Below are 20,844 nucleotides of genomic sequence, written 5' to 3'. Positions count from 1 at the left end.
GAGGTTTTATTGACGCCTCGAGAAATCAGTAAAAACTGTTGAAATTGATAGGTTTTTTGTGATTTTTACCAGGCTTCTCGAGGTGCTGCTCAGGCCAGGTCCGACTAAAGTCGGGTTGGGCAGGACAAGGCGATCTGCCACCATTGTCGGTCTTCATTGATTCAATCAATTCAACTTGCACTCTTTGATTTGCAGGGTGAATTTCCCCTGGGTCTTTCTTTACCGCGCGTCACTGATTTTCTGCTGGAGCCTGTTCATGCGTCCCCCTTTCCCTTTACTCAATCCGTGCCCGCTGCTGGGGCTCGGAGCCGCCGTCCTGTGCGCAGGTTTTGCCCCGCAGGCCAACGCCGATGGCTTTTTCGAGGACAGCAGCGCCAAGCTGGAGTCGCGTACGATCTACTTCAACCGGGATTTTCGTGACGGCCACACCAGCACCGACCAGGGGGCGTCCAAGCGTGAGGAGTCGGCCCAGGGCTTTATTCTCAACCTGCAATCGGGCTACACCGAGGGCACAGTGGGTTTCGGCCTGGATGCCCTGGGCATGCTGGGGATCAAGCTCGATTCCAGCCCCGACCGCAGCAACAGCGGCTTGCTGCCTTCCAGCGGTCATGACCCGCGGGGTTCGGCGGACCAGTACGCCAAGCTGGGGTTGACCGCCAAGGTCCGGGTCTCGCAGACGGTATTCAAGTACGGCGCCCAGTTGCCGGACCTGCCACTGCTCAAGTACAACGACGGGCGCCTGCTGCCCACCATGTTCAACGGCGCGCTGCTGACTTCCCGGGAGGTCAAGGACCTGACGCTGACCGCGGCCCGCTTGAACCGCTACACCGCACGTGACTCCAGCGATGCCCAGGACATCCGCGTGCACTGCAAGAACAAGCGCTATGCCTGCAACACCACGGCGGATCACTTCGACACCTATGGGCTGGACTACAAGTTCAACGACCGCCTGACCGGCCAGTACCACTACGCCGAGCTGGAAGACATCTACCGTCAGCATTTTGTCGGCCTGCTGGCCAACCAGCCCCTGGGGCCCGGCGTGCTCAAAGGCGACCTGCGCCTGCTCAAGAGTGCCGACACTGGCGCCGAGCGCGCCGGCGGCATCGACAACCGCGCCCTGAGCACCATGCTCGGCTACAGCGTGGCTGGGCACGTGTTCAGTGCCGGCTGGCAGCGCATGTACGGCGACAACTCGATGCCTTACCTGGATGGCAGCAACCCGTATCTGGTGAACTACGTGCAGGTCAACGACTTCGCCGCGATCCAGGAGCGTTCCTGGCAACTGCGCTATGACTATGACTTCAAGGCCATTGGCCTCAATGGCCTGAGCTTCCTGACCCGCTACGTCAGCGGCGACCACATCAAGGTCCCGGGCAGCCTGCGCGAAGGCCGCGAATGGGAGCGCGACAGCGAGCTCAAGTACGTGGTGCAGAGCGGCACGTTCAAGGATGTCAGCCTGCGCCTGCGCAATGCCACCTACCGCAGCAACTACCAGAAGATCGCCCGCGACATGGACGAGACCCGGCTGATCGTCAGCTACAACTTCTCACTGCTCTGACCGCCGACTCCTGCAGCGGCGCAACGGAGATGCCCCTTGTAGGAACTGGCTTGCGCAGGGGCTGGCTTGTGTAGGAGCTGGCTTGCCAGCGAAGACGGCATCCGCAATTGCGCAAGGCTCGCGGGCCTCTTCGCCGGCAAGCCGGCTCCTACGGGAGTTGATGCCGGTACGGCAGGTCCGGGCCGGTGCGGGTGCAGGTCTGGGCCGCGGCGTTGACGGCGAAACGCAGCAGGGCATCGATCTGTTCGCGGCTCAGCTGTTCCAGGCCCTGGGGTGAATCCAGGCCTTGCTCGGTCAACCAGGCGATCAGCGCTGCCTGGAAGGTGTCGCCGGCCCCCACGGTGTCGGCCACCTTGACCTGCTGCGCCGGCACCGACCAGTGGCCGTGACGGCGACTGAAGACACTCGCGCCTTGCCCGCCCCGGGTCAGGAACACCAGTTGGCAGCGCTGCTGCAGCCAGCCCTGGATCAGGGTTTGCGGCGCTTGCCCGGGGTACAGCAGGTCAAGGTCCTCGTCGCTGACCTTGATCAGGTCGGCATGTTTCACCAGTTCGCCAATGCGTTGGCGCCACAGCTGGATATCCGGTTGCGGGTTGAGCCGAACATTGGGGTCGAGGCTGATCAGGCGTCGCCCCTGCTCGCGGCGTACCAGGGCCAGCAGGGTGTCGGCGATCGGCTGCACCACCAGGGAAAAAGAGCCGATGTGCAGCCCGCGTATCGCTTCGCCCAGCAGTGGCAAGTGCGCCTCCAGCAACTGCCGGTCGGCGCAGCCTTCGCCGCGGAAACTGTAGTGGGGCGAGCCGTCGCTGCCCACGGCCACCATCGCCAGGGTCGTGGGGGCGTCGAAGGTCTGCAGGTAGTCGGTGTTCACGCCCTCGGTGTCCAGCACCCGGCGCAAGCGCTGGCCCAGGTAATCGCTGGACAGGCCGGCCAGTAATCCGGCATCGATGCCCAGTCGGCGCAAACCCACGGCCACGTTGAACGGAGAACCCCCGGCAATGGCGCGGAAATCCACGGTGTTTGCCTGGGTACTTGCCTGATCCGCGCTGAAAAAGTCGAACAGCGCCTCGCCACACACCAGATACATAGTCATTCGCTCTTCAAAGGGTTGCCAGATGCTGTCGATAGCGTTCATACACCGGCCCGTAGGCCTTCACGTGCTCGGGGACGGGCCAGGTTTGGCTGGCCGGGTCGAGGCTGACACAACGTTCACAGATTGACGTCAGGTCCAGGCTCGGGTCGCTTTCGCGGCCGTGGCACCAGGCGGCCTGGATCGCTGCGCCCAACGCCGCCGCTTCGGCCTGCCCGGTGCAGATTACCGGGGTGTCCATGATATCGGCGACGATCTGTCGCCACAGCGGACTTTTCGATCCGCCACCAATCAAGCGGATGCTGCGACTGTGCAAGCCATTGGCGCGCAGCAGGTCGAGACCATAGCGCAAGCCGAAGGTAGTGCCTTCCACCACCGCCCGGCACAGGTTGGCCTGGGTCAGGTTATCCAGGGTCATGCCCAGCAGGCTGCCCTGGGCATGGGGCAGGGCGGGCACCCGCTCGCCGTTGAAAAACGGCAACAGGCACAGGCCCTCGGCGCCGATCGGCGCTTGCCCCAGCCGCTGGTTGAAGCTCGCCAGGTCCAGGCCCAGCAGCTCGCGCACCAGAGTCGTGGCATTGGTCAGGTTCATGGTGCAGATCAGTGGTAGCCAGCCACCGCTGGAGGAGCAGAAGCTGGCCACCGAGGCCTGGGGGCTGGCTGGCGGTTCATCGGCGTAGGCGTACACGGTGCCGGACGAGCCCAGGCTCATGGTGATGATGCCTGGTTGGATATTGCCCGTGCCGATGGCCCCCAGCATGTTGTCGCCACCGCCGCTGGACACCAGTGCCCGTGGGTTGATGCCCAGCAGCCGGGCGATTGGCGGACGTATCCGGGCGACGGGCTGGTGGGCTTCGATCAGCTCCGGCAGGGCCTGTTCCAGGCGTCCCTCGGGGTCGATGTGGGCCAGCAGCGCGCGGTCCCAGTCGCGGCTGCGAACATTGAAATAGCCGCTGCCGGACGCGTCGCCGTATTCGCTGCAGCAACGCCCGGTGAGCCAGTAGTTCAGGTAGTCGTGGGGCAGCAGGACCTGGGCGATGCGCTGGAACAACTGCGGGTACTGTTCCCGGGTCCAGAGCAGCTTGGATACCGTGTAGCCCGGTGCAATGACCACCCCGAGGCGGTCCAGGGAGCCCTGTTCGCCGCCCAGGTAATCCAGCAGGCGCTGGTTTTGCGCCAGGGTTTCGGTGTCGCACCAGAGCTTGGCCGGGCGCAGCACCTGGCCCTGGTCATCGAGCAGCACCAGGCCGTGCTGCTGGCCGGAGACGCCAACCCCGAGAATCTGCTGGCCATCCACGCCGGCCGCCTGCAAGGCCTGCCGAGTAGCGTCGATGCAGGCCTGCAGCCATTGCCCGGTGTCCTGCTCACGGCGGCCATGGGCGCCGCTGATCAGGCTGTGGGGCGCGGCGCCCAGCCCCAGGACCTGGCCGCTGTGACTGTCGAGGATCAGGGCCTTGGTGCCTTGGGTGCCGCAGTCGATCCCCAGGTAAAGCGTTGCGGTGGTCTTCATTGGTTGTCGATCCCTGTCGCCATTGCTGCGCTGGTTTGAGGTGCTAAGGCCTCGCGGGTTGTGCCAGGTGCCCACTGCCGGATCCGACGGCGCTCGCTCAGGCCAGGCGAACCTGGCCCGGTGGCGCGCTTCAGGCGGCCTGCCTGGCCAGCAGACGCTCCAGGGTAGCGCTCACGCCGTGCTCGCGCAGGCTGTTGAAGCACTGTTCGAAGGCTTGGACAAAGGCGCTGGAGTGGCGGATTGCCGGGCCGAAGATTTCCTCCACCGCCAGCAACCGCTGGGTCAGCAGGCTGTCGTCGGCCACCAGGGCCTGGCAGAACTCGGCCCGGGGATCGGGGATCCGGTACTCCAGGCCATTCTCGTCCACGCCCCTGAGGTACAGGGCCCAGGCCGCTACCACCAGGGCCGCGCGTTCAGTGTCGCGGTCATCGGCGATCAGGCGGTTGAGGGTCGGCACGATGAATTTGGGAAACTTCGACGAACCGTCGCTGCACACCCGCTCCAGTTGGTCGGCGATCGCCTGGTTGGAAAAGCGCTGGACCAGGGTGTCCTTGTAGGCCGCCAGGTCGATGCCCGGCACCGGCGCCAGCTGTGGGGTGACGTCGAGGTCCATGTAGGCACGCATGTAGGCGACGAACAGCGGGTCGTTCATGGTCTCGTGGACGAAGCGGTAGCCCTTGAGAAAACCCAGGTAGGTCAGGGCCAGGTGGCTGCCGTTGAGCAGCTTGATCTTCATCTCTTCATAGGGCGTGACGTCATCGGTGAACTGCACGCCGACCTGTTCCCAGGCCGGACGGCCGTTGACGAAATTGTCCTCCAGGACCCACTGCACGAAGGGTTCGCAGACCACCGGCCAGGCATCGTCGATGCCGTGCTGATCGTGCAACTGCAGGCGGTGGGCGGTGCTGGTCATGGGGGTGATGCGGTCGACCATGGCATTGGGAAAGCTCACCTGTTCGGCGATCCAGTCGTGCAGGTCGGCGTCACGCCGGGCGGCGAACGCCAGCAACGCCTTGCGGGTCACCGCGCCGTTGTGCGGCAGGTTATCGCATGACATCAGGGTAAAGGCGCGGATCCCCGCGGCCCGGCGCCGGGCCAGGGCGGCGCAGAGGAAACCGAACACGGTACGCGGTTGCTGGGGATGGGCCAGGTCGTGCTGGATCTGCGGCAGGTGGATCATGAACTCGCCGCTGCTGTCGTCGATACAGTAGCCGCCCTCGGTGATGGTCAGCGAGACAATGCGGATCTGCGGGCTGGCGAGCTTGTCGATCAGCGCTTGGGCACCGTCCTCGGCCAGCAGCATTTCGCTGATGGAGCCGATCACCCGCACTTCATGGTTGTCGCCATCTCCCAGTTCGAACAGGGTGTAGAGGTAGTCCTGGCCCGCCAGGTCATCCCGGGCGCGGCGGTCCTCGGGGCGCAGGCCAAATCCGCAGATGCTCCAGTCCAGGCCCAGGCCCTGGTTCATCAGGGCGTCGGTGTAATAGGCCTGGTGGGCCCGGTGGAAGCCACCGACGCCGATGTGCACCATGCCTTGGCGAGTGTCGGCCGCAGTGTAGGCGGGCAGCCGCACCTGGGGCGGCAGTTGGCTGAGGTTGAAGCGCTTGAGTTTCATGCAGGGGCTCTCTGGGATCAGGCAGCGGCGCGCAGGGCACGCGGGATGGCGACACCTTGGGCATCGAATAAGTGGCAGTGCGCCGGGTCCAGGTGCAGGTTCAGCTGTTCGCCGTAGCGGCTGGCCAGGTCACCACGGATGCGCAGGGTCAGGGCTTCGCCGCACGCGGTGCGGACATGGCAGAAGGTGTCGCTGCCCAGGCGCTCGGCGACGTCTGCAGTGACTTGCAGGCTGCCAGGGCCGGCGGCTCCCAGCTCCAGGTGCTCGGGGCGGATGCCCAGGGTCACCGCACTGCCCACGCAGAGTTGCGCGCCACTCTGCGCCAGGCGCAGGCGCGCCCCGGCCTGCAGTTGCACCTCGCAGCCCTGGCCGTCGGCCTGGGTGATGCTGCCCTTGAGGAAACCCATCTTCGGCGTGCCGAGAAAGCCCGCGACAAACAGGTTGGCCGGGCTGTGGTACAGCTCCAGGGGCGAGCCCACTTGCTCCACCCGGCCGGCGTTGAGCACCACCACCTTGTCCGCCAGGGTCATGGCTTCCACCTGGTCGTGGGTCACGTAGATCATGGTGGCCTGCAACTCCTTGTGCAGGCGTGCCAGCTCCAGGCGCATCTGCACCCGCAAGGCGGCGTCGAGGTTGGACAGCGGTTCGTCGAAGAGGAAGATCTTCGGGTTGCGCACGATGGCCCGACCGATGGCCACCCGTTGGCGCTGGCCGCCGGAGAGCTGCTTGGGCTTGCGCTCGAGCATCGGCCCCAGTTCGAGGATGCGCGCCGCCTCGTCGACCTTCTGCTGCACCAGGGCCTTGTCGACCCCGGCCAGGTCCAGGGCGAAGGACATGTTCTTGCGCACGCTCATGTGCGGGTACAGGGCATAGGTCTGGAACACCATGGCCAGGTCGCGCTTGGCCGGGCTGACTTCGGTGATGTCGCGACCGTCCAGCTCGATGCTGCCGCTGCTGACCTCCTCAAGCCCGGCAATCAGCCGCAGCAGGGTCGACTTGCCGCAGCCCGAGGGGCCGACGAAAACCACGAACTCCTTGTCGTTCACCTCAAGGTCGATGCCCTTGATGATGGAAAAGCCTTCGAAACCTTTTTGCAGATTGTTGATTTTCAGGTGGGCCATGACGGGCCTCCGCTCACTGTGTAGGTTGCTGGACCGCAGCATCCGGCGGCATGAGCGCGGAACTGCGGCGACAGGGTCTGGATCAGGCTGGATGGGGCATGCGGGTCATTTCACCGCGCCAAAGGACAGGCCGCGCACCAGCTGCTTCTGGCTGATCCAGCCGAAGATCAGGATCGGCGCACAGGCCAGGGTCGAGACCGCCGAGAGCTTGGCCCAGAACAGCCCTTCTGGACTGGAGTAGGAGGCAACCAGAGCGGTCAGCGGCGCGGCGTTGGAGGAGGTCAGGTTGAGCGACCAGAACGCTTCGTTCCAGCACAGGATCAGCGACAGCAGCACCGTCGAGGCCAGGCCGCCCTTGGCGATGGGCAGCAACACCCGAAGCATTTCCTGGAGCAGGGTGGCGCCGTCCAGGCGCGCGGCTTCGAGGATGTCCCGGGGGATGTCCTTGAAGTAGGTGTACACCATCCACACCACGATCGGCAGGTTGATCAGGGTGTAGATCAGGATCAGCGCGATGCGCGTGTCCAGCAGGCCGAAACTCTTGGCCAGCAGGTAGATCGGCATCAGCACCCCCACCGGTGGCAGCATCTTGGTGGAGAGCATCCACAGCAGGGTGCGCTTGGTGTTACGGGTCTCGTAGAAGGCCATGGAGTAGGCCGCCGGGACCGCGATCAGCAGGCTCAGGGCGGTGGCACTGAAGGAAATCACCACCGAGTTCCAGGCGAAGGCCAGGTAGTTGCTGCGCTCGTTGATGTGCAGGTAGTTTTCCAGCGTCGGGCTGAAGATCAACTGCGGCGGCGTGGCGAAGGCGTCGATCTCGGTCTTGAAGCTGGTCAGCACCATCCAGAAGATCGGGAAGAAGATCAGGATCGCGATGGCCCAGGCCAGGGTGCCCAGCAGCAGGCTTTGCAGGCGTCGGGATTGTTGCAGGGTCATGGCGCGCACCTCAGGGCTGGTCAGTCAGGTTTTTGCCGATCATCCGTACCAGGATGATCGCGGCGATATTGGCGATGACCACGGCAATCAGGCCGCCGGCCGAAGCCATGCCCACGTCGAACTGCACCAGCGCCTGGTTGTAGATCAGGTAGGCGAGGTTGGTCGAGGCATAGCCCGGGCCGCCGTTGGTGGTGGTGAAGATTTCGGCGAACACCGAGAGCAGGAAGATGGTCTCGATCATCACCACCACGGCAATCGGCCGCGCCAGGTGGGGCAGGGTCAGGTGCCAGAAGATCGCGATGGGCCCGGCGCCGTCCAGGCGCGCGGCTTCTTTCTGTTCCTGGTCCAGGGACTGCATGGCGGTCATCAGGATCAGGATGGCGAACGGCAGCCACTGCCAGGACACGATGATGATGATCGACAGCAGCGGGTAGTGGGCCAGCCAGTCCACCGGCTGGGCACCGAACAGCTTCCACACGGCTGCGAGGATCCCCGACACCGGGTGGAAGATCAGGTTCTTCCAGATCAGCGCACCCACCGTCGGCATGATGAAGAACGGCGAGATCAGCAGCACCCGCACCAGGCCGCGGCCGAAGAACTCGCTGGCCTCCAGCAGGGCGCTGATCAGCACCCCGAGTACCACACTGATCAGCAGCACGCTGCCCACCAGCAGCAGGGTATTGGTGGCCCCGGGCAGGAAGCCCGAGTCGGTGAGGAAGTAGCTGAAGTTCTCCAGGCCGACGAACTGGTTTTCGCCGGGGTAGAGCAGGTTGTAGCGGATCAGGGAGAAGTACAGGGTCATGCCCAGGGGCACGATCATCCACAGCAGCAACAGCGCCACCGAGGGGCTGACCAGGAACCAGCCGGGGTTGGCCAGGCGGCTTTTGCGGGGCGCCGCCTGCGGTTGCACATGCAGCTTGGCAGTCGAGGTATTCATGAGGGTCACAACCAATTGGGTACAAGGGGCGCGCGACACCGCGCTGGCATTGTCGGCGGAGGTAGGAGCTGGCTGGCCAGCGAAGGCGTCCGCCAGGACAGCACAAGGCTCAAGGGCCTCTTCGCCGGCAAGCCGGCTCCTACAGGGACGGCCGGGCTATTTGGGGTAGCCGGCGCGTTTCATTTCCCGTTCGGTGGTCTGCTGCGCCGCAGCCAGGGCCTGATCCACCGTGGTCTGGCCGATCAGCGCGGCGGAGAACAACTTGCCCACCTGGGTGCCAATGGCCTGGAACTCGGGAATGGTCACCAGCTGGATACCGATGTAGGGCACCGGCTTGAGGGTCGGCTTGCTCGGGTCGGCGACCTTCAGCGATTCCAGGGTGACCCTGGCGAACGGCGCGGCCTGCATGTAGGCCTCGCTGTAGGTGGAGGCCCGGGTGCCCGGCGGTACATTGGCGATGCCGTCCTTCTCGGCCACCAGGGCCGCGTACTCCCTGGAGGTGGCCCAGGTGGTGAAGGTCTTGGCCGCCTCCTTGGCCTTGGAGCTGGTGGGGATCGCCAGCGACCAGGAGTACAGCCAGGCGCTGCCCTTGTCGGTGACCTGATGCGGCGCGTAGGTGAAGCCCACATGCTCGGCGACCTTGCTCTGGCTCTGGTCGGTGACGAAGGAGCCGGCGACGCTGGCATCGACCCAGATCGCGCACTTGCCGCTGTTGAACAGCGCCAGGTTTTCGTTGAAGCCGTTGCTCGAAGCCCCCGGCGGGCCGGATTTCTTCATGTTGTCGACGTAGAAGGTCAGCGCGTTCTTCCACTCCGGCCCAGTGAACTCCGGCTGCCACTTCTCATCGAACCAGCGCGCCCCGTAGCTGTTGGCCAGGGTGCCGATCAGCGCCATGTTTTCGCCCCAGCCGGCCTTGCCCCGCAGGCACAGGCCGTATTGCTCCTGGTCAGGCTTGTTGAGCTTGGCGGCGAATTCGCCGATCTGCTCCCAGGTCGGCCGCTCGGGCATGCTCAGGCCGGCCTCCTTGAACAGGTCGGTGCGGTAGTAGGTCATGGAGCTTTCGGCGTAGAACGGCAGGGCATAGAGCGTGCCCTTGACCGACAGGCCTTCGCGCACCGAAGGGAAGACATCGTCCAGCTCATAGTTGGCCGGCAGGTCCTGCATCGGTTGCAGCCAGCCCTTGGCGCCCCAGAGTGCGGCTTCGTACATGCCGATGGTGAGCACGTCGAACTGGCCGCCCTGGGTGGCGATGTCGGTGGTCAGGCGCTGGCGCAGCACGTTCTCTTCCAGCACCACCCAGTTCAGCTTGATGTCCGGGTGCTCGGCCTCGAAGGTCTTCGAGAGTTTCTGCATGCGGATCATATCGCTGTTATTGACGGTGGCGATGGTCAGGGTCTGGGCGCCAAGGGTGACGCTGCTCAGGGTCATGCAGGTGGTGAGGAGCAGGGCTTTGCTGCAGGGTTTCATCGTTCACTCCTGTCCTGCGCCGCTGAGGGCTGCAGAAGGACGGTTATTGTTGTTATGTCTTCCGGATGCCAGGAAGAATGTGGGCTGATTACAGCCCTCAAACGCGGTGCTGACAAATCATCCCTGACACTTGAATTGATACTTTTTTGCACTGGCCTGTCACGGGGACCTTGGCTTGGGCAGACGCTCTGCGGGACTAACTGGCGCCTGGGCTTGTTCGCGACCTTGCAGATGCGTATTGGTTTTGCCCCGCAGGAGGGGTTGCCACTTAGCCCAAAGCCCACTGGCTTTTTCCCGGTCACTGCCTAAGATGGCCGTCCCAGGACTGAGTAAACCGTTGGCCGCGATGTCGGAAAAAGACACCATCTCCATGCAACTGGTGCGCGAGGCGCTGCTGCAAAGCTGCGCGCCGGGCGCCGCCACCGATGAAGTGCTGAACAAGGTCGGCATCGATCCGGCAGGCTTGCAGCAGGGCACAGCGCGGGTTCCGGCCAGTGCCTACGCACGGCTCTGGCGCCTGCTGGCGCGGCGCCTGGACGACGAGTTCTTCGGCATGGACCCGCGCCGCCTGAAATCCGGCAGCCTGGCCTTTCTCTGCCGCTCGGCCATGGCCCAGCCGACCCTGGCCAGCGGGTTGGACTCGGTGCTGGGTTTTCTGACGCTGATGTTCGAGCGCATGCCGGCGCAACTGGTGCACCAGCAGAGCCTGGCGGAAATCGTTTTGCTGGAGGATGAACACGAGCCGCGGCGGGCCTTTACCTACTTCACCTACTGGATGATCGTCCACGGCGTGGCCTGCTGGCTGGCGGGGCGGCGGATTCCGATCCTGGCCATCGAGCTGCGCTGCCCGCAGCCGGATTTCTGCGACGACTATCGGGTGATGTTCTCCGACAACCTGCGTTTCGAGCGGCCACGCACGCGGATGATCATTGCTGCCGACTGCCTGGACCTGCCGATCAAGCGCAGCGAGGACGAGCTCAAGCGTTTTCTGGCCCATGCCCCGGCCAACATCCTGGTCAAATACCGCGACCCCGAGAGCCTGGCCAGTCGTATCAAGCACCAGTTGCGGCAACTCCCCGGGGAGCAGTGGCCCGAGAGCGAAAGCCTGGCCCAGAGCCTGTGCATCTCCGCCTCGACCTTGCGTCGGCGCCTGGCTGAAGAAGGCCAGAGCTACCAGGCGCTCAAGGACAGCGTGCGCAAGGAACTGGCTATCGTCTGGCTGGCCGAGCCGCAGATCAGCTTTGCCGAGATTGCCGGGCGCCTGGGGTTTGCCGACACCAGTTCGTTCTACAAAGCCTTTCGCAAATGGTCGGGCTCCAACCCCGGGCATTATCGCAGCCTGATCCTCAACGACCCGCACCTCTCGTAGGAGCCGGCTTGCCGGCGAAGAGGGCCCTTGAGTCTTGTGCCGCCTGGGCGGGCGCCTTCGCTGGCAAGCCAGCTCCTACAGCCGTCAGACAGTCCGTGCGGTTCCCCGTAGGAGCCGGCTTGCCGGCGAAGAGGCCCTTGAGCCTTGCACCGCCTGGGCGGGCGCCTTCGCTGGCAAGCCAGCTCCTACAGCAGTCAGATAGACCGCGCAGCTCTCTGTAGGAGCCGGCTTGCCGGCGAAGAGGCCCTTGAGCCTTGTGCCGCCTGTGCGGGCGCCTTCGCTGGCAAGCCAGCTCCTACAGCAGTCAGACAGTCCGTGCAGTTCCCTGTAGGAGCCGGCTTGCCGGCGAAGAGGCCCGCAAGCCTCGCACCACTCCCGCGGTCGCGGCAATCTCGCTGGCGCCGCTCGGGCTCTTGGCCAAACCGGTCACGCAACTTGATAGCTTTGACCATTGTCCCGCAAGGGCTCTGGCGCCAGTATTTCCCTGATTTTCATGAGGTTCCCATCCTAATAAGAACAGTGAGGGATTCTGGCAATGCGCAACTACCTGTCCGCTATCAAGGAATTCGATTATCAGCACACCATGGAGTCCGCCCTCGCGGGCTCGCTCTCAGCCCTCAATGCCTGTGTCGAGTGCTGCGACCGGCATGCCTTGCCCGGGCGCATCGCGCTGTTCTGGGAGGGCCGGGACGGTAGTAGCGCCACCTATACCTTCACCGAGTTGCAGGACAAGGCCGCACGCCTGGCCAACTTCTTCCTGGCCCAGGGGGTCGGCAAGGGCGACAAGATCGCCGGGTTGCTGCCGCGCAATGTCGAACTCTTGATCACGGTGCTGGCCACCTGGCGCATTGGCGCGGTGTACCAACCGCTGTTCACCGCTTTCGGCCCCAAGGCCATCGAGCACCGCCTCAACAGCTCCAAGGCCAGGATTGTGGTCAGCGACGCGGTGAACCGGCCCAAGCTGGCGGAAGTCGCCGAATGCCCGACCATCGTCACGGTCGCAGGCGCCAAGGGCCAGGGCATCGTGCGCGGCGATTTCAGCTTCTGGGCCGAGCTGGAGCAGTACCCGGCCCAGTGCGAGCCCGTGCTGCTGACCGGCGAAGACCCGTTCCTGCTGATGTTCACCTCGGGCACCACCGGCCCCTCGAAAGCCCTGGAAGTGCCGCTCAAGGCCATCGTTGCGTTCCAGGCCTACACCCGCGACGCCGTGGACTTGCGCCCCGAAGACGCGTTCTGGAACGTCGCCGACCCGGGCTGGGCCTACGGCATCTACTTCGGCGTTACCGGCCCTCTGGGCCTGGGCCACCCGATCACCTTCTACGACGGCCCCTTCACCCTGGAAAGCACCTGCCGGGTGATCAACAAATACGCCATCACCAACCTCACCGGTTCACCCACCGCCTACCGCCTGCTGATTGCCGGGGGCGACCAGTTCGCCCGCTCGATCAAGGGCCGCCTGCGTATCGTCAGCAGCGCCGGCGAGCCGCTCAACCCGGAAGTCATCCGCTGGTTCGCCGAACAACTGGACGTGGTGATCCACGACCACTACGGCCAGACCGAGCTGGGCATGGTGCTGTGCAACCACCATGGCCTGGAGCACCCGGTGCATGTCGGCGCCGCCGGTTTCGCTTCGCCGGGCCACCGCATCGTGGTGCTCGATGAGCAGTACCAGGAGCTGGGCGTCGGCCAGCCGGGGATCCTCGCCATCGACCGCAGCCAGTCGCCGATGTGCTGGTTCGCCGGTTACGCCGGGGTGCCGACCAAGGCCTTCGTCGGCGACTACTACCTCAGTGGCGACACCGTAGAACTGAACCAGGACGGCAGCATCAGCTTCGTCGGCCGCAGCGACGATGTGATCACCACCTCCGGCTACCGGGTCGGCCCGTTCGACGTGGAAAGCGCACTGATCGAACACCCGGCCGTGGTCGAAGCCGCAGTGGTGGGCAAGCCCGATCCGGAACGCACCGAACTGGTCAAGGCGTTCGTGGTGCTCAGCGAGCAATACCGCGCCACCGCAGAGCTGGCCGAGGAGCTGCGCCAGCATGTGCGCAAGCGCCTGGCGGCCCATTCCTACCCCCGTGAAATCGAATTTGTCAGCGACTTGCCCAAGACCCCCAGCGGCAAGTTGCAGCGCTTTATCTTGCGCAACCAGGAAATCGCCAAGGCTCAAGAGGCCGCGGCGTCAACAGCTACCGCATGAACAGGATTTGAATGATGCAGATCGAAAATAAGGTGTTTCTCGTCAGTGGCGGCGCGTCCGGCCTGGGTGCTGCCAGCGCTGAAATGCTGGTCGCCGCCGGCGCCAAAGTGATGCTGGTGGACCTCAATGCCGATGCCGTGGCCGCCAAGGCCCAGCAGTTGGGGTGCCAGAGCGTGGTCGCCGACATCAGCCAGGAGGCCGCGGCCGAAGCGGCGGTGCAGGCCACGGTCAAGGCCTTTGGCGGGCTCAATGGCCTGGTCAACTGCGCCGGGATCGTGCGTGGCGAAAAGGTCCTGGGCAAGAACGGCCCCCATGCCCTGGCCAGTTTCAGCCAGGTGATCAACGTCAACCTGATCGGCAGCTTCAACCTGCTGCGCCTGGCCGCGGCGGCCATTGCCGAGAGCCCGGCGGATGCCGACGGCGAGCGCGGGGTGATCATCAACACCGCGTCCATCGCCGCCTTCGACGGGCAGATCGGCCAGGCCGCCTACGCCGCGTCCAAGGGCGCCATCGCCAGCCTGACCCTGCCGGTGGCCCGGGAGCTGGCGCGTTTTGGCATCCGGGTGATGACCATCGCCCCGGGGATTTTCGAAACCCCGATGATGGCCGGCATGAGCGACGAAGTGCGGGCCGGCCTGGCTGCCGGCGTGCCATTCCCGCCACGCCTGGGCAAACCCGCCGAGTACGCCGCCCTGGCGCGGCATATCATTGAAAACAGCATGCTCAACGGCGAGGTGATCCGTCTCGACGGTGCCTTGCGCATGGCCGCCAAGTAAGGAGGATTCATCATGTCCATTGCCCAAGATCCGATTGTCATTGTCAGCGCCGTCCGTACCCCCATGGGCGGATTCCAGGGTGACCTGAAAGGCCTGAGCGCCCCGCAGCTGGGGGCCGAAGCCATCCGCGCCGCCGTGCAGCGCGCGGGTATTGCCGCCGATGGGGTACAGGAAGTGCTGTTCGGCTGCGTGCTGTCCGCCGGCCTCGGCCAGGCCCCGGCCCGTCAGGCGGCCCTGGGCGCGGGCCTGGACAAGGGCACCCGCTGCACCACCCTGAACAAGATGTGCGGCTCCGGCATGGAGGCCACCATCCTGGCCCACGACATGCTGCTGGCCGGCAGCGCCGAGGTGGTGATCGCCGGCGGCATGGAAAGCATGTCCAACGCCCCGTACCTGCTGGACCGCGCCCGCAGCGGCTACCGCATGGGCCATGGCAAGGTCCTCGATCACATGTTCCTCGACGGCCTGGAAGACGCCTACGACAAGGGCCGCCTGATGGGCACCTTCGCCGAGGATTGCGCCGAGGCCAACGGCTTCACCCGCCAGGCCCAGGACGATTTCGCCGTGGCCTCCCTGACCCGGGCCCAGCAGGCGATCAAGGACGGCCTGTTCAAGGACGAGATCGTTCCCCTGCAGGTGATGGTCGGCAAGGAGTCGAAGCTGATCAGCGACGACGAACAACCGCCCAAGGCCAAGCTGGACAAGATCCCCACCCTGAAACCGGCGTTTCGCGACGGTGGCAGCGTGACTGCGGCCAACTCCAGCTCGATCTCCGACGGCGCCGCGGCCCTGGTGCTGATGCGCCGCTCCGAAGCCGACAAGCGCGGCCTCAAGCCCCTGGCAGTGATCCACGGCCACGCAGCCTTCGCCGACACCCCCGGGCTGTTCCCGGTGGCCCCGGTGGGCGCCATCGAGCGGCTGATGAAGAAGACCGGCTGGTCGCTGAACGAGGTCGACCTGTTCGAGATCAACGAAGCCTTCGCCGTGGTCAGCCTGGTGACCATGAGCAAGCTGGAAATCCCCCACGCCAAGGTCAACGTGCACGGCGGCGCCTGCGCCCTGGGCCACCCGATCGGTGCTTCCGGTGCGCGGATCCTGGTGACCCTGCTCTCGGCCCTGCGCCAGAAAGGCCTCAAGCGTGGCGTGGCCGCGATCTGCATCGGCGGTGGTGAAGCCACGGCCATGGCCGTTGAATGCCTGTAACGAGGAATCCCGATGTTGCCCAATGACGAACAACTGCAGATCAGCGACGCGGCCCGGCAATTCGCCCAGGAGCGCCTCAAGCCTTTCGCCGCCGACTGGGACCGTGAGCACCGTTTTCCCAGGGAAGCCATTGCCGAGATGGCCGAGCTGGGTTTCTTCGGCATGCTGGTGCCCGAGCAGTGGGGCGGTTGCGACACCGGCTACCTGGCCTACACCATGGCCCTGGAGGAAATCGCCGCCGGTGATGGCGCCTGTTCCACCATCATGAGCGTGCATAACTCGGTGGGCTGTGTGCCGATCCTCAAGTTCGGCAACGATGAGCAGAAGGAGCGCTTCCTCAAGCCCCTGGCCAGTGGCGCCATGCTCGGCGCCTTCGCCCTGACCGAGCCCCAGGCCGGCTCCGATGCCAGCAGCCTGAAGACCCGGGCCCGCCGCGACGGCGACCACTATGTGCTCAACGGCTGCAAGCAGTTCATCACCTCCGGGCAGAACGCCGGGGTGGTGATCGTGTTCGCGGTCACCGACCCGGCGGCCGGCAAGCGCGGTATCAGCGCCTTTATCGTGCCCACCGATGCGCCGGGCTATAAGGTCGCGCGCATCGAGGACAAGCTCGGCCAGCACGCTTCCGACACCTGCCAGATCCTCTTCGAGGATGTGCAGGTGCCAGTGGCCAACCGTCTGGGCGAGGAGGGCGAGGGCTACAAGATCGCCCTGGCCAACCTTGAGGGCGGGCGCGTGGGCATTGCCTCGCAAGCGGTGGGCATGGCCCGGGCCGCGTTCGAAGCGGCGCGGGACTACGCCCGTGAGCGCGAAACCTTCGGCAAGCCGATCATCGAGCACCAGGCCGTGGCCTTCCGCCTGGCGGACATGGCGACCCAGATCGCCGTGGCGCGGCAGATGGTGCAGTACGCCGCAGCCCTGCGCGACAGCGGCAAGCCGGCGCTGGTGGAAGCCTCGATGGCCAAGCTGTTCGCCTCGGAAATGGCCGAGAAGGTCTGCTCCGCCGCCTTGCAAACCCTGGGCGGCTATGGCTACTTGAGCGACTTCCCGCTGGAGCGCATCTACCGCGATGTGCGCATCTGCCAGATCTACGAAGGCACCAGCGACATTCAGCGCATGGTCATTTCGCGCAATCTCTGACTTTTAGCAGGAGCTGATTCATGAGCTACGAAACCATTCTGTTGGACATCAAGGGCCGGGTCGGCCTGATTACCCTCAACCGTCCCCAGGCGCTGAACGCCCTCAACGCGCAGATCGTCGGCGAGGTCAACCAGGCCCTGGATCGCCTGGAGGCCGACCCGCAGATCGGCTGCATCGTCATCACCGGCTCCAAGAAAGCCTTCGCCGCCGGTGCCGACATCAAGGAAATGGCCGAGCTGAGCTACCCGCAGATCTACCTCGACGACCTGTTCAGCGACAGCGACCGCGTGGCCAACCGGCGCAAGCCGATCATCGCCGCGGTCAACGGCTTCGCCCTCGGTGGCGGTTGCGAACTGGCGCTGATGTGCGACTTCATCCTGGCCGGCGACAACGCCAAGTTCGGCCAGCCGGAAATCAACCTCGGCGTACTGCCGGGCATGGGCGGCACCCAGCGCCTGACCCGCGCCGTGGGCAAGGCCAAGGCCATGGAGATGTGCCTGACCGGGCGTTTCATCGACGCCGTGGAAGCCGAGCGCTGCGGCATCGTTGCGCGCATCGTGCCGGCCGATGAACTGGTGGAAGAAGCCCTGAAAGTGGCGGCGGTGATTGCCGGCAAATCGATCCCGGTGAGCATGATGATCAAGGAAAGCGTGAACCGCGCCTTTGAAGTCAGCCTGTCCGAGGGCGTGCGCTTCGAGCGCCGGGTATTCCACGCCGCCTTCGCCACCCAGGACCAGAAAGAAGGCATGGCCGCCTTCATCGCCAAGCGCGACCCGCAGTTCAAGGATCAATAACCACCCCGCCTGCACCGCGTAGGAGCTGGCTTGCCAGCGAAGGCGTCCGCGAGGACAGCACAAGGCTCAAGGTCCTCTTCGCCGGCAAGCCGGCTCCTACAAGGGCGCCGCCGCTATCGCGCCAGCTGTAGGAGCTGGCTTGCCAGCGAAGGCGCCCGCCAGGACAGCACAAGGCTCAAGATCCTCTTCGCCGGCAAGCCGGCTCCTACAAGGGCGCCGCTGCTATCGCGCCAGCCGTAGGAGCTGGCTTGCCAGCGAAGGCGTCCGCCAGGACAGCGCAAGACTCAAGGTCCTGTTCGCCGGCAAGCGGGCTCCTACAAGGACGACGCCGCTATCGCGCCAACTGTAGGAGCTGGCTTGCCAGCGAAGGCGTCCACAAGGGCAGCACAAGGCTCAAGGGCCTCTTCGCCGGCAAGCCGGCTCCTACAAGGGCGCTGCCGCTATCGCGCCAACTGTAGGAGCTGGCTTGCCAGCGAAGGCGTCCACAAGGGCAGCACAAGGCTCAAGGTCCTCTTCGCCGGCAAGCCGGCTCCTACAAGGACGCCGCCGCCATCGCGCCAGCTGTAGGAGCTGGCTTGCCAGCGAAGGCGTCCGCCAGGACAGCGCAAGGCTCAAGGTCCTGTTCGGCGGCAAGCCGGCTCCTACAAGAGCATGTCGCAAAAAAATCGCAGCCTGGGCTGCGATCTTTCAGCTCAAGCGGCCCCCATCACAGCTGGTAATGCTTGAGCTCGCGAGCAATCAGCAGGCGCTGGATTTCGCTGGAACCTTCGTAGATCTGGGTAATTCGCGCATCGCGGTAGTAACGCTCCACCGGATAGTCCTCCAGGTAGCCGTAGCCGCCGTGGATCTGCATGGCCGAGGAGCAGACCTTTTCGGCCATTTCCGAGGCGAACAGCTTGGCCTGGGACGCTTCCGACAGGCACGGCTGGCCGGCGCTGCGCAGGCGCGCGGCGTGGAGGATCAGCAGGCGTGCGGCATTCAGGCGGGTGTGCATGTCGGCCAGCAGGTTGGCGATGCTCTGGTGTTCGATGATCGGCTTGTCGAACTGCACCCGTTCCCGGGCGTAGGCCAGGGCTGCTTCAAACGCGGCGCGGGCAATGCCCAGGGCCTGGGCGGCGATGCCGATGCGCCCGCCTTCGAGGTTGGACAGAGCGATGGCCAGGCCCTTGCCCCGTTCACCCAGCAGGTTGGCCTCGGGGATGGTGCATTGGTTGAGGGTCACGGCGCAGGTGTCGGAGGCGCGGATGCCCATCTTGTGTTCGGTGCGGTCGACGATGAACCCCGGGGTGTCGGTGGGCACCAGGAACGCCGACAGGCCTTTCTTGCCCAGTTCCGGATCGGTCACGGCGAAGACGATGGCCAGTTGCGCGCGCTTGCCGTTGCTGACGAACTGCTTGGCGCCGTTGATCACCCACTGGCCATCGCGCAGTTCGGCGCGGGTGCGCAGGTTGTGGGCTTCGGAGCCAGCCTGGGGTTCGGTCAGGCAGAAGCAGCCGATGGCTTCACCACTGGCCAGGCGTGGCAACCATGCCTCTTTCTGTGCCTGGCTGCCGTAGTTGAGGATCGGCCCGCAGCCCACCGAGTTGTGGATGCTCATCAGGGCGCCGGTGGCGCCATCGCCGGCGGCGATCTCCTCGACGGCCAGGGCGTAGGCCACATAGTCCAGGTAGCTGCCGCCCCATTCCTCGGGCACCACCATGCCCAGCAGGCCCAGTTCGCCCATCTTGCGCACCAGGGCGTCGTCGATCCAGCCGGCCTTTTCCCAGGCTTGGGCATGGGGCGCGATCTCGCCTCGGGCGAAGTCCCGGGCCATGTCGCGGATCATCACTTGCTCTTCGCTCAGTTCAATGTCGTGCATGTATTCAGCTCCCGCTGCCGTCAAAACCACTGAAGAAGCTCGCCACCCGATCGGCGTCGAGGGCCGCCAGGGTGGGTGGATTCCAGCGCGCAGTCTTGTCTTTGTCGATGATCAGGGCGCGTACGCCTTCCAGCAGATCGCCACGCTCGAACCACTGCCGGTCCAGGTGCAGTTCCAGGGCGAAGCATTGTTCCAGGTTCAACTGGCGGCCGCGGCGCAGCATTTCCAAGGTCACGGCCATGGCCAGGGGCGACCGGGTCTCCAGCAGGTCGGCGGTGGTTCGTGCCCATTGCTGACTGTCGGCCACGGTGACCGTGCGCAGTTGCTCGACGATGCTTGGCATGTCGGGCAGGGCAAAGAAATGGTCGATGGCCGTGCGCAGGGTTTCGAGCGGCGCGTCAGGCAAGGTCTGCACCGCAAGTTTGGCCAGCAGGCCTTGCAGGTCCTTGAGGGGCGAGTCGCTCCAGTGCAGGCGGTCCAGGCGCTGGTGCAGCAGGTCCAGCTTGCTGCTGTCCAGGTGCCAGTCGGCGAGGCCGCAGTACAGGGCATCGGCGGCGCGGATCTGTACGCCGCTGACGCCGAGGTAGATTCCCAGCTCGCCGGGGATGCGCGACAGGAAGTAACTGCCGCCGACATCAGGGAAGTAACCGATGGCCACTTCCGGCATCGCCAGGCGGCTGCGCTCGGTGACTACCCGCAGGTCGGCGCCTTGCACCAGGCCCATGCCACCGCCCAGGACAAAACCGTCCATCAGCGCCAGCACCGGCTTGCGGTAGTGGTGGATCGTCAGGTCAAGGGCATATTCCTCGACAAAGAACTCTTGGTGCAGGGTGTCGCCGCTGTGGTAGCTGTCGTACAGCGAGCGGATATCGCCGCCGGCGCAGAAAGCCTTGTCGCCCGCGCCACGCAGGACAACGGCGTGGATCAGCGGATCCTGGGCCCAGCGGTCAAGGCACTGCTGCAAAGTACGGACCATCGACAGGGTGATGGCATTGAGGCCGGCGGGGCGGTTGAGGGTCAGGTGGCCGATGTGGTTGCGCACCTCGACCAGCACATCCTCTTGAGGGGTGTCGCAATCCCGTGTGGCCTGGGATGAAACCTGAGCAGTCATCACTAACTCCCTGCTTTTATTGTTTTTTATAAGACGCTCGCGCACGAGCATCGCTGGATCGTAACAGTGCAAATTTGCCTAATACAACCCCAAAAAATGCAGGTTGGCTGTGCATTTTTACCTCAAGAACAGCCCACCTCCGTTTTGTGGCAGGCACTG

16 protein-coding genes are annotated in these 20,844 nt (G+C 64.9%); 7 read left to right on the top strand and 9 right to left on the bottom strand.

All coding sequences use genetic code 11. The annotated features are described in order from the left end of the window. Positions 1-256: 256 nt before the first annotated feature. Positions 257-1,558, top strand: a complete 1,302-nt coding sequence (locus ACZ5BO_RS18230; protein ID WP_025127368.1) for an OprD family porin — start codon at positions 257-259, stop codon at positions 1,556-1,558. A 148-nt stretch (positions 1,559-1,706) separates the two neighbouring features. Here ACZ5BO_RS18230 and ACZ5BO_RS18225 read toward each other — a convergent pair whose 3' ends face one another. From ACZ5BO_RS18225 to ACZ5BO_RS18195, 7 genes are all read right to left on the bottom strand, one after another. Beyond that, on the bottom strand, positions 1,707-2,645 hold the full coding sequence (locus ACZ5BO_RS18225; RefSeq protein ID WP_464701315.1) for a carbohydrate kinase family protein: 939 nt from the start codon (positions 2,643-2,645) through the stop codon (positions 1,707-1,709). A 13-nt stretch (positions 2,646-2,658) separates the two neighbouring features. Next, positions 2,659-4,158: a xylulokinase gene (gene xylB, locus ACZ5BO_RS18220; RefSeq protein ID WP_464695997.1), complete on the bottom strand. Its 1,500-nt coding sequence runs from the start codon at positions 4,156-4,158 to the stop codon at positions 2,659-2,661. Positions 4,159-4,288: 130 nt separating this feature from the next. Then, positions 4,289-5,773 carry a mannitol dehydrogenase family protein gene (locus tag ACZ5BO_RS18215; protein WP_464695996.1) on the bottom strand — a complete coding sequence of 495 codons (1,485 nt, stop codon included), beginning with the start codon at positions 5,771-5,773 and terminating at the stop codon, positions 4,289-4,291. Positions 5,774-5,790: 17 nt separating this feature from the next. Then, a complete protein-coding gene (locus tag ACZ5BO_RS18210) occupies positions 5,791-6,894 on the bottom strand; it encodes an ABC transporter ATP-binding protein (RefSeq protein WP_464695995.1) in 1,104 nt (367 codons plus the stop codon). A 105-nt stretch (positions 6,895-6,999) separates the two neighbouring features. Beyond that, positions 7,000-7,830: a carbohydrate ABC transporter permease gene (locus tag ACZ5BO_RS18205; RefSeq protein ID WP_464695994.1), complete on the bottom strand. Its 831-nt coding sequence runs from the start codon at positions 7,828-7,830 to the stop codon at positions 7,000-7,002. A gap of 10 nt (positions 7,831-7,840) precedes the next feature. After that, complete coding sequence (locus ACZ5BO_RS18200; RefSeq protein ID WP_025127362.1) at positions 7,841-8,767, bottom strand: carbohydrate ABC transporter permease; 927 nt, start codon at positions 8,765-8,767, stop codon at positions 7,841-7,843. Positions 8,768-8,923: 156 nt separating this feature from the next. Further along, positions 8,924-10,195, bottom strand: a complete 1,272-nt coding sequence (locus ACZ5BO_RS18195) for an ABC transporter substrate-binding protein (protein ID WP_256244295.1) — start codon at positions 10,193-10,195, stop codon at positions 8,924-8,926. 385 nt (positions 10,196-10,580) lie between these two features. Between ACZ5BO_RS18195 and ACZ5BO_RS18190 the strand changes: the two genes are divergently transcribed. From ACZ5BO_RS18190 to ACZ5BO_RS18165, 6 genes are all read left to right on the top strand, one after another. Further along, a complete protein-coding gene (locus ACZ5BO_RS18190) occupies positions 10,581-11,603 on the top strand; it encodes an AraC family transcriptional regulator (protein ID WP_464695993.1) in 1,023 nt (340 codons plus the stop codon). Positions 11,604-12,138: 535 nt separating this feature from the next. Next, positions 12,139-13,803, top strand: coding sequence for an AMP-binding protein (locus ACZ5BO_RS18185; protein WP_464695992.1), 1,665 nt, complete (start codon positions 12,139-12,141; stop codon positions 13,801-13,803). A gap of 14 nt (positions 13,804-13,817) precedes the next feature. Next, positions 13,818-14,579, top strand: coding sequence for an SDR family NAD(P)-dependent oxidoreductase (locus tag ACZ5BO_RS18180; RefSeq protein WP_464695991.1), 762 nt, complete (start codon positions 13,818-13,820; stop codon positions 14,577-14,579). 12 nt (positions 14,580-14,591) lie between these two features. Continuing rightward, positions 14,592-15,782 (top strand): acetyl-CoA C-acyltransferase, encoded by a 1,191-nt coding sequence (locus tag ACZ5BO_RS18175; RefSeq protein ID WP_025127357.1) that lies wholly within the window; start codon positions 14,592-14,594, stop codon positions 15,780-15,782. Between the two features lie 12 nt (positions 15,783-15,794). After that, positions 15,795-16,922: an acyl-CoA dehydrogenase gene (locus ACZ5BO_RS18170; protein WP_025127356.1), complete on the top strand. Its 1,128-nt coding sequence runs from the start codon at positions 15,795-15,797 to the stop codon at positions 16,920-16,922. Between the two features lie 20 nt (positions 16,923-16,942). After that, positions 16,943-17,716, top strand: a complete 774-nt coding sequence (locus ACZ5BO_RS18165) for an enoyl-CoA hydratase (RefSeq protein WP_011061351.1) — start codon at positions 16,943-16,945, stop codon at positions 17,714-17,716. Positions 17,717-18,422: 706 nt separating this feature from the next. Here the strand turns inward: ACZ5BO_RS18165 and ACZ5BO_RS18160 are convergent. Then, on the bottom strand, positions 18,423-19,574 hold the full coding sequence (locus ACZ5BO_RS18160; protein WP_025127355.1) for an acyl-CoA dehydrogenase family protein: 1,152 nt from the start codon (positions 19,572-19,574) through the stop codon (positions 18,423-18,425). A 4-nt stretch (positions 19,575-19,578) separates the two neighbouring features. Beyond that, positions 19,579-20,685 carry an enoyl-CoA hydratase/isomerase family protein gene (locus ACZ5BO_RS18155; protein ID WP_025127354.1) on the bottom strand — a complete coding sequence of 369 codons (1,107 nt, stop codon included), beginning with the start codon at positions 20,683-20,685 and terminating at the stop codon, positions 19,579-19,581. Between the last annotated feature and the right edge of the window lie 159 nt (positions 20,686-20,844).

The sequence above is a fragment of the Pseudomonas sp. FFPRI_1 genome (genome assembly GCF_055384485.1).
This window is presented reverse-complemented; position numbering and strand designations above follow the sequence as displayed.

Bases quoted from the DNA above. Each gene is read 5' to 3' on its own strand.
- ACZ5BO_RS18160 (WP_025127355.1), bottom strand. From the start codon at position 19,574: ATGCACGACATTGAACTGAGCGAAGAGCAAGTGATGATCCGCGACATG.
- ACZ5BO_RS18230 (WP_025127368.1), top strand. From the start codon at position 257: ATGCGTCCCCCTTTCCCTTTACTCAATCCGTGCCCGCTGCTGGGGCTC.
- ACZ5BO_RS18205 (WP_464695994.1), bottom strand. From the start codon at position 7,830: ATGACCCTGCAACAATCCCGACGCCTGCAAAGCCTGCTGCTGGGCACC.
- ACZ5BO_RS18175 (WP_025127357.1), top strand. From the start codon at position 14,592: ATGTCCATTGCCCAAGATCCGATTGTCATTGTCAGCGCCGTCCGTACC.
- ACZ5BO_RS18190 (WP_464695993.1), top strand. From the start codon at position 10,581: ATGTCGGAAAAAGACACCATCTCCATGCAACTGGTGCGCGAGGCGCTG.
- ACZ5BO_RS18155 (WP_025127354.1), bottom strand. From the start codon at position 20,685: ATGACTGCTCAGGTTTCATCCCAGGCCACACGGGATTGCGACACCCCT.
- ACZ5BO_RS18180 (WP_464695991.1), top strand. From the start codon at position 13,818: ATGCAGATCGAAAATAAGGTGTTTCTCGTCAGTGGCGGCGCGTCCGGC.
- ACZ5BO_RS18215 (WP_464695996.1), bottom strand. From the start codon at position 5,773: ATGAAACTCAAGCGCTTCAACCTCAGCCAACTGCCGCCCCAGGTGCGG.
- ACZ5BO_RS18200 (WP_025127362.1), bottom strand. From the start codon at position 8,767: ATGAATACCTCGACTGCCAAGCTGCATGTGCAACCGCAGGCGGCGCCC.
- ACZ5BO_RS18185 (WP_464695992.1), top strand. From the start codon at position 12,139: ATGCGCAACTACCTGTCCGCTATCAAGGAATTCGATTATCAGCACACC.
- ACZ5BO_RS18210 (WP_464695995.1), bottom strand. From the start codon at position 6,894: ATGGCCCACCTGAAAATCAACAATCTGCAAAAAGGTTTCGAAGGCTTT.
- ACZ5BO_RS18170 (WP_025127356.1), top strand. From the start codon at position 15,795: ATGTTGCCCAATGACGAACAACTGCAGATCAGCGACGCGGCCCGGCAA.
- ACZ5BO_RS18225 (WP_464701315.1), bottom strand. From the start codon at position 2,645: ATGTATCTGGTGTGTGGCGAGGCGCTGTTCGACTTTTTCAGCGCGGAT.
- xylB (WP_464695997.1), bottom strand. From the start codon at position 4,158: ATGAAGACCACCGCAACGCTTTACCTGGGGATCGACTGCGGCACCCAA.
- ACZ5BO_RS18195 (WP_256244295.1), bottom strand. From the start codon at position 10,195: ATGACCCTGAGCAGCGTCACCCTTGGCGCCCAGACCCTGACCATCGCC.
- ACZ5BO_RS18165 (WP_011061351.1), top strand. From the start codon at position 16,943: ATGAGCTACGAAACCATTCTGTTGGACATCAAGGGCCGGGTCGGCCTG.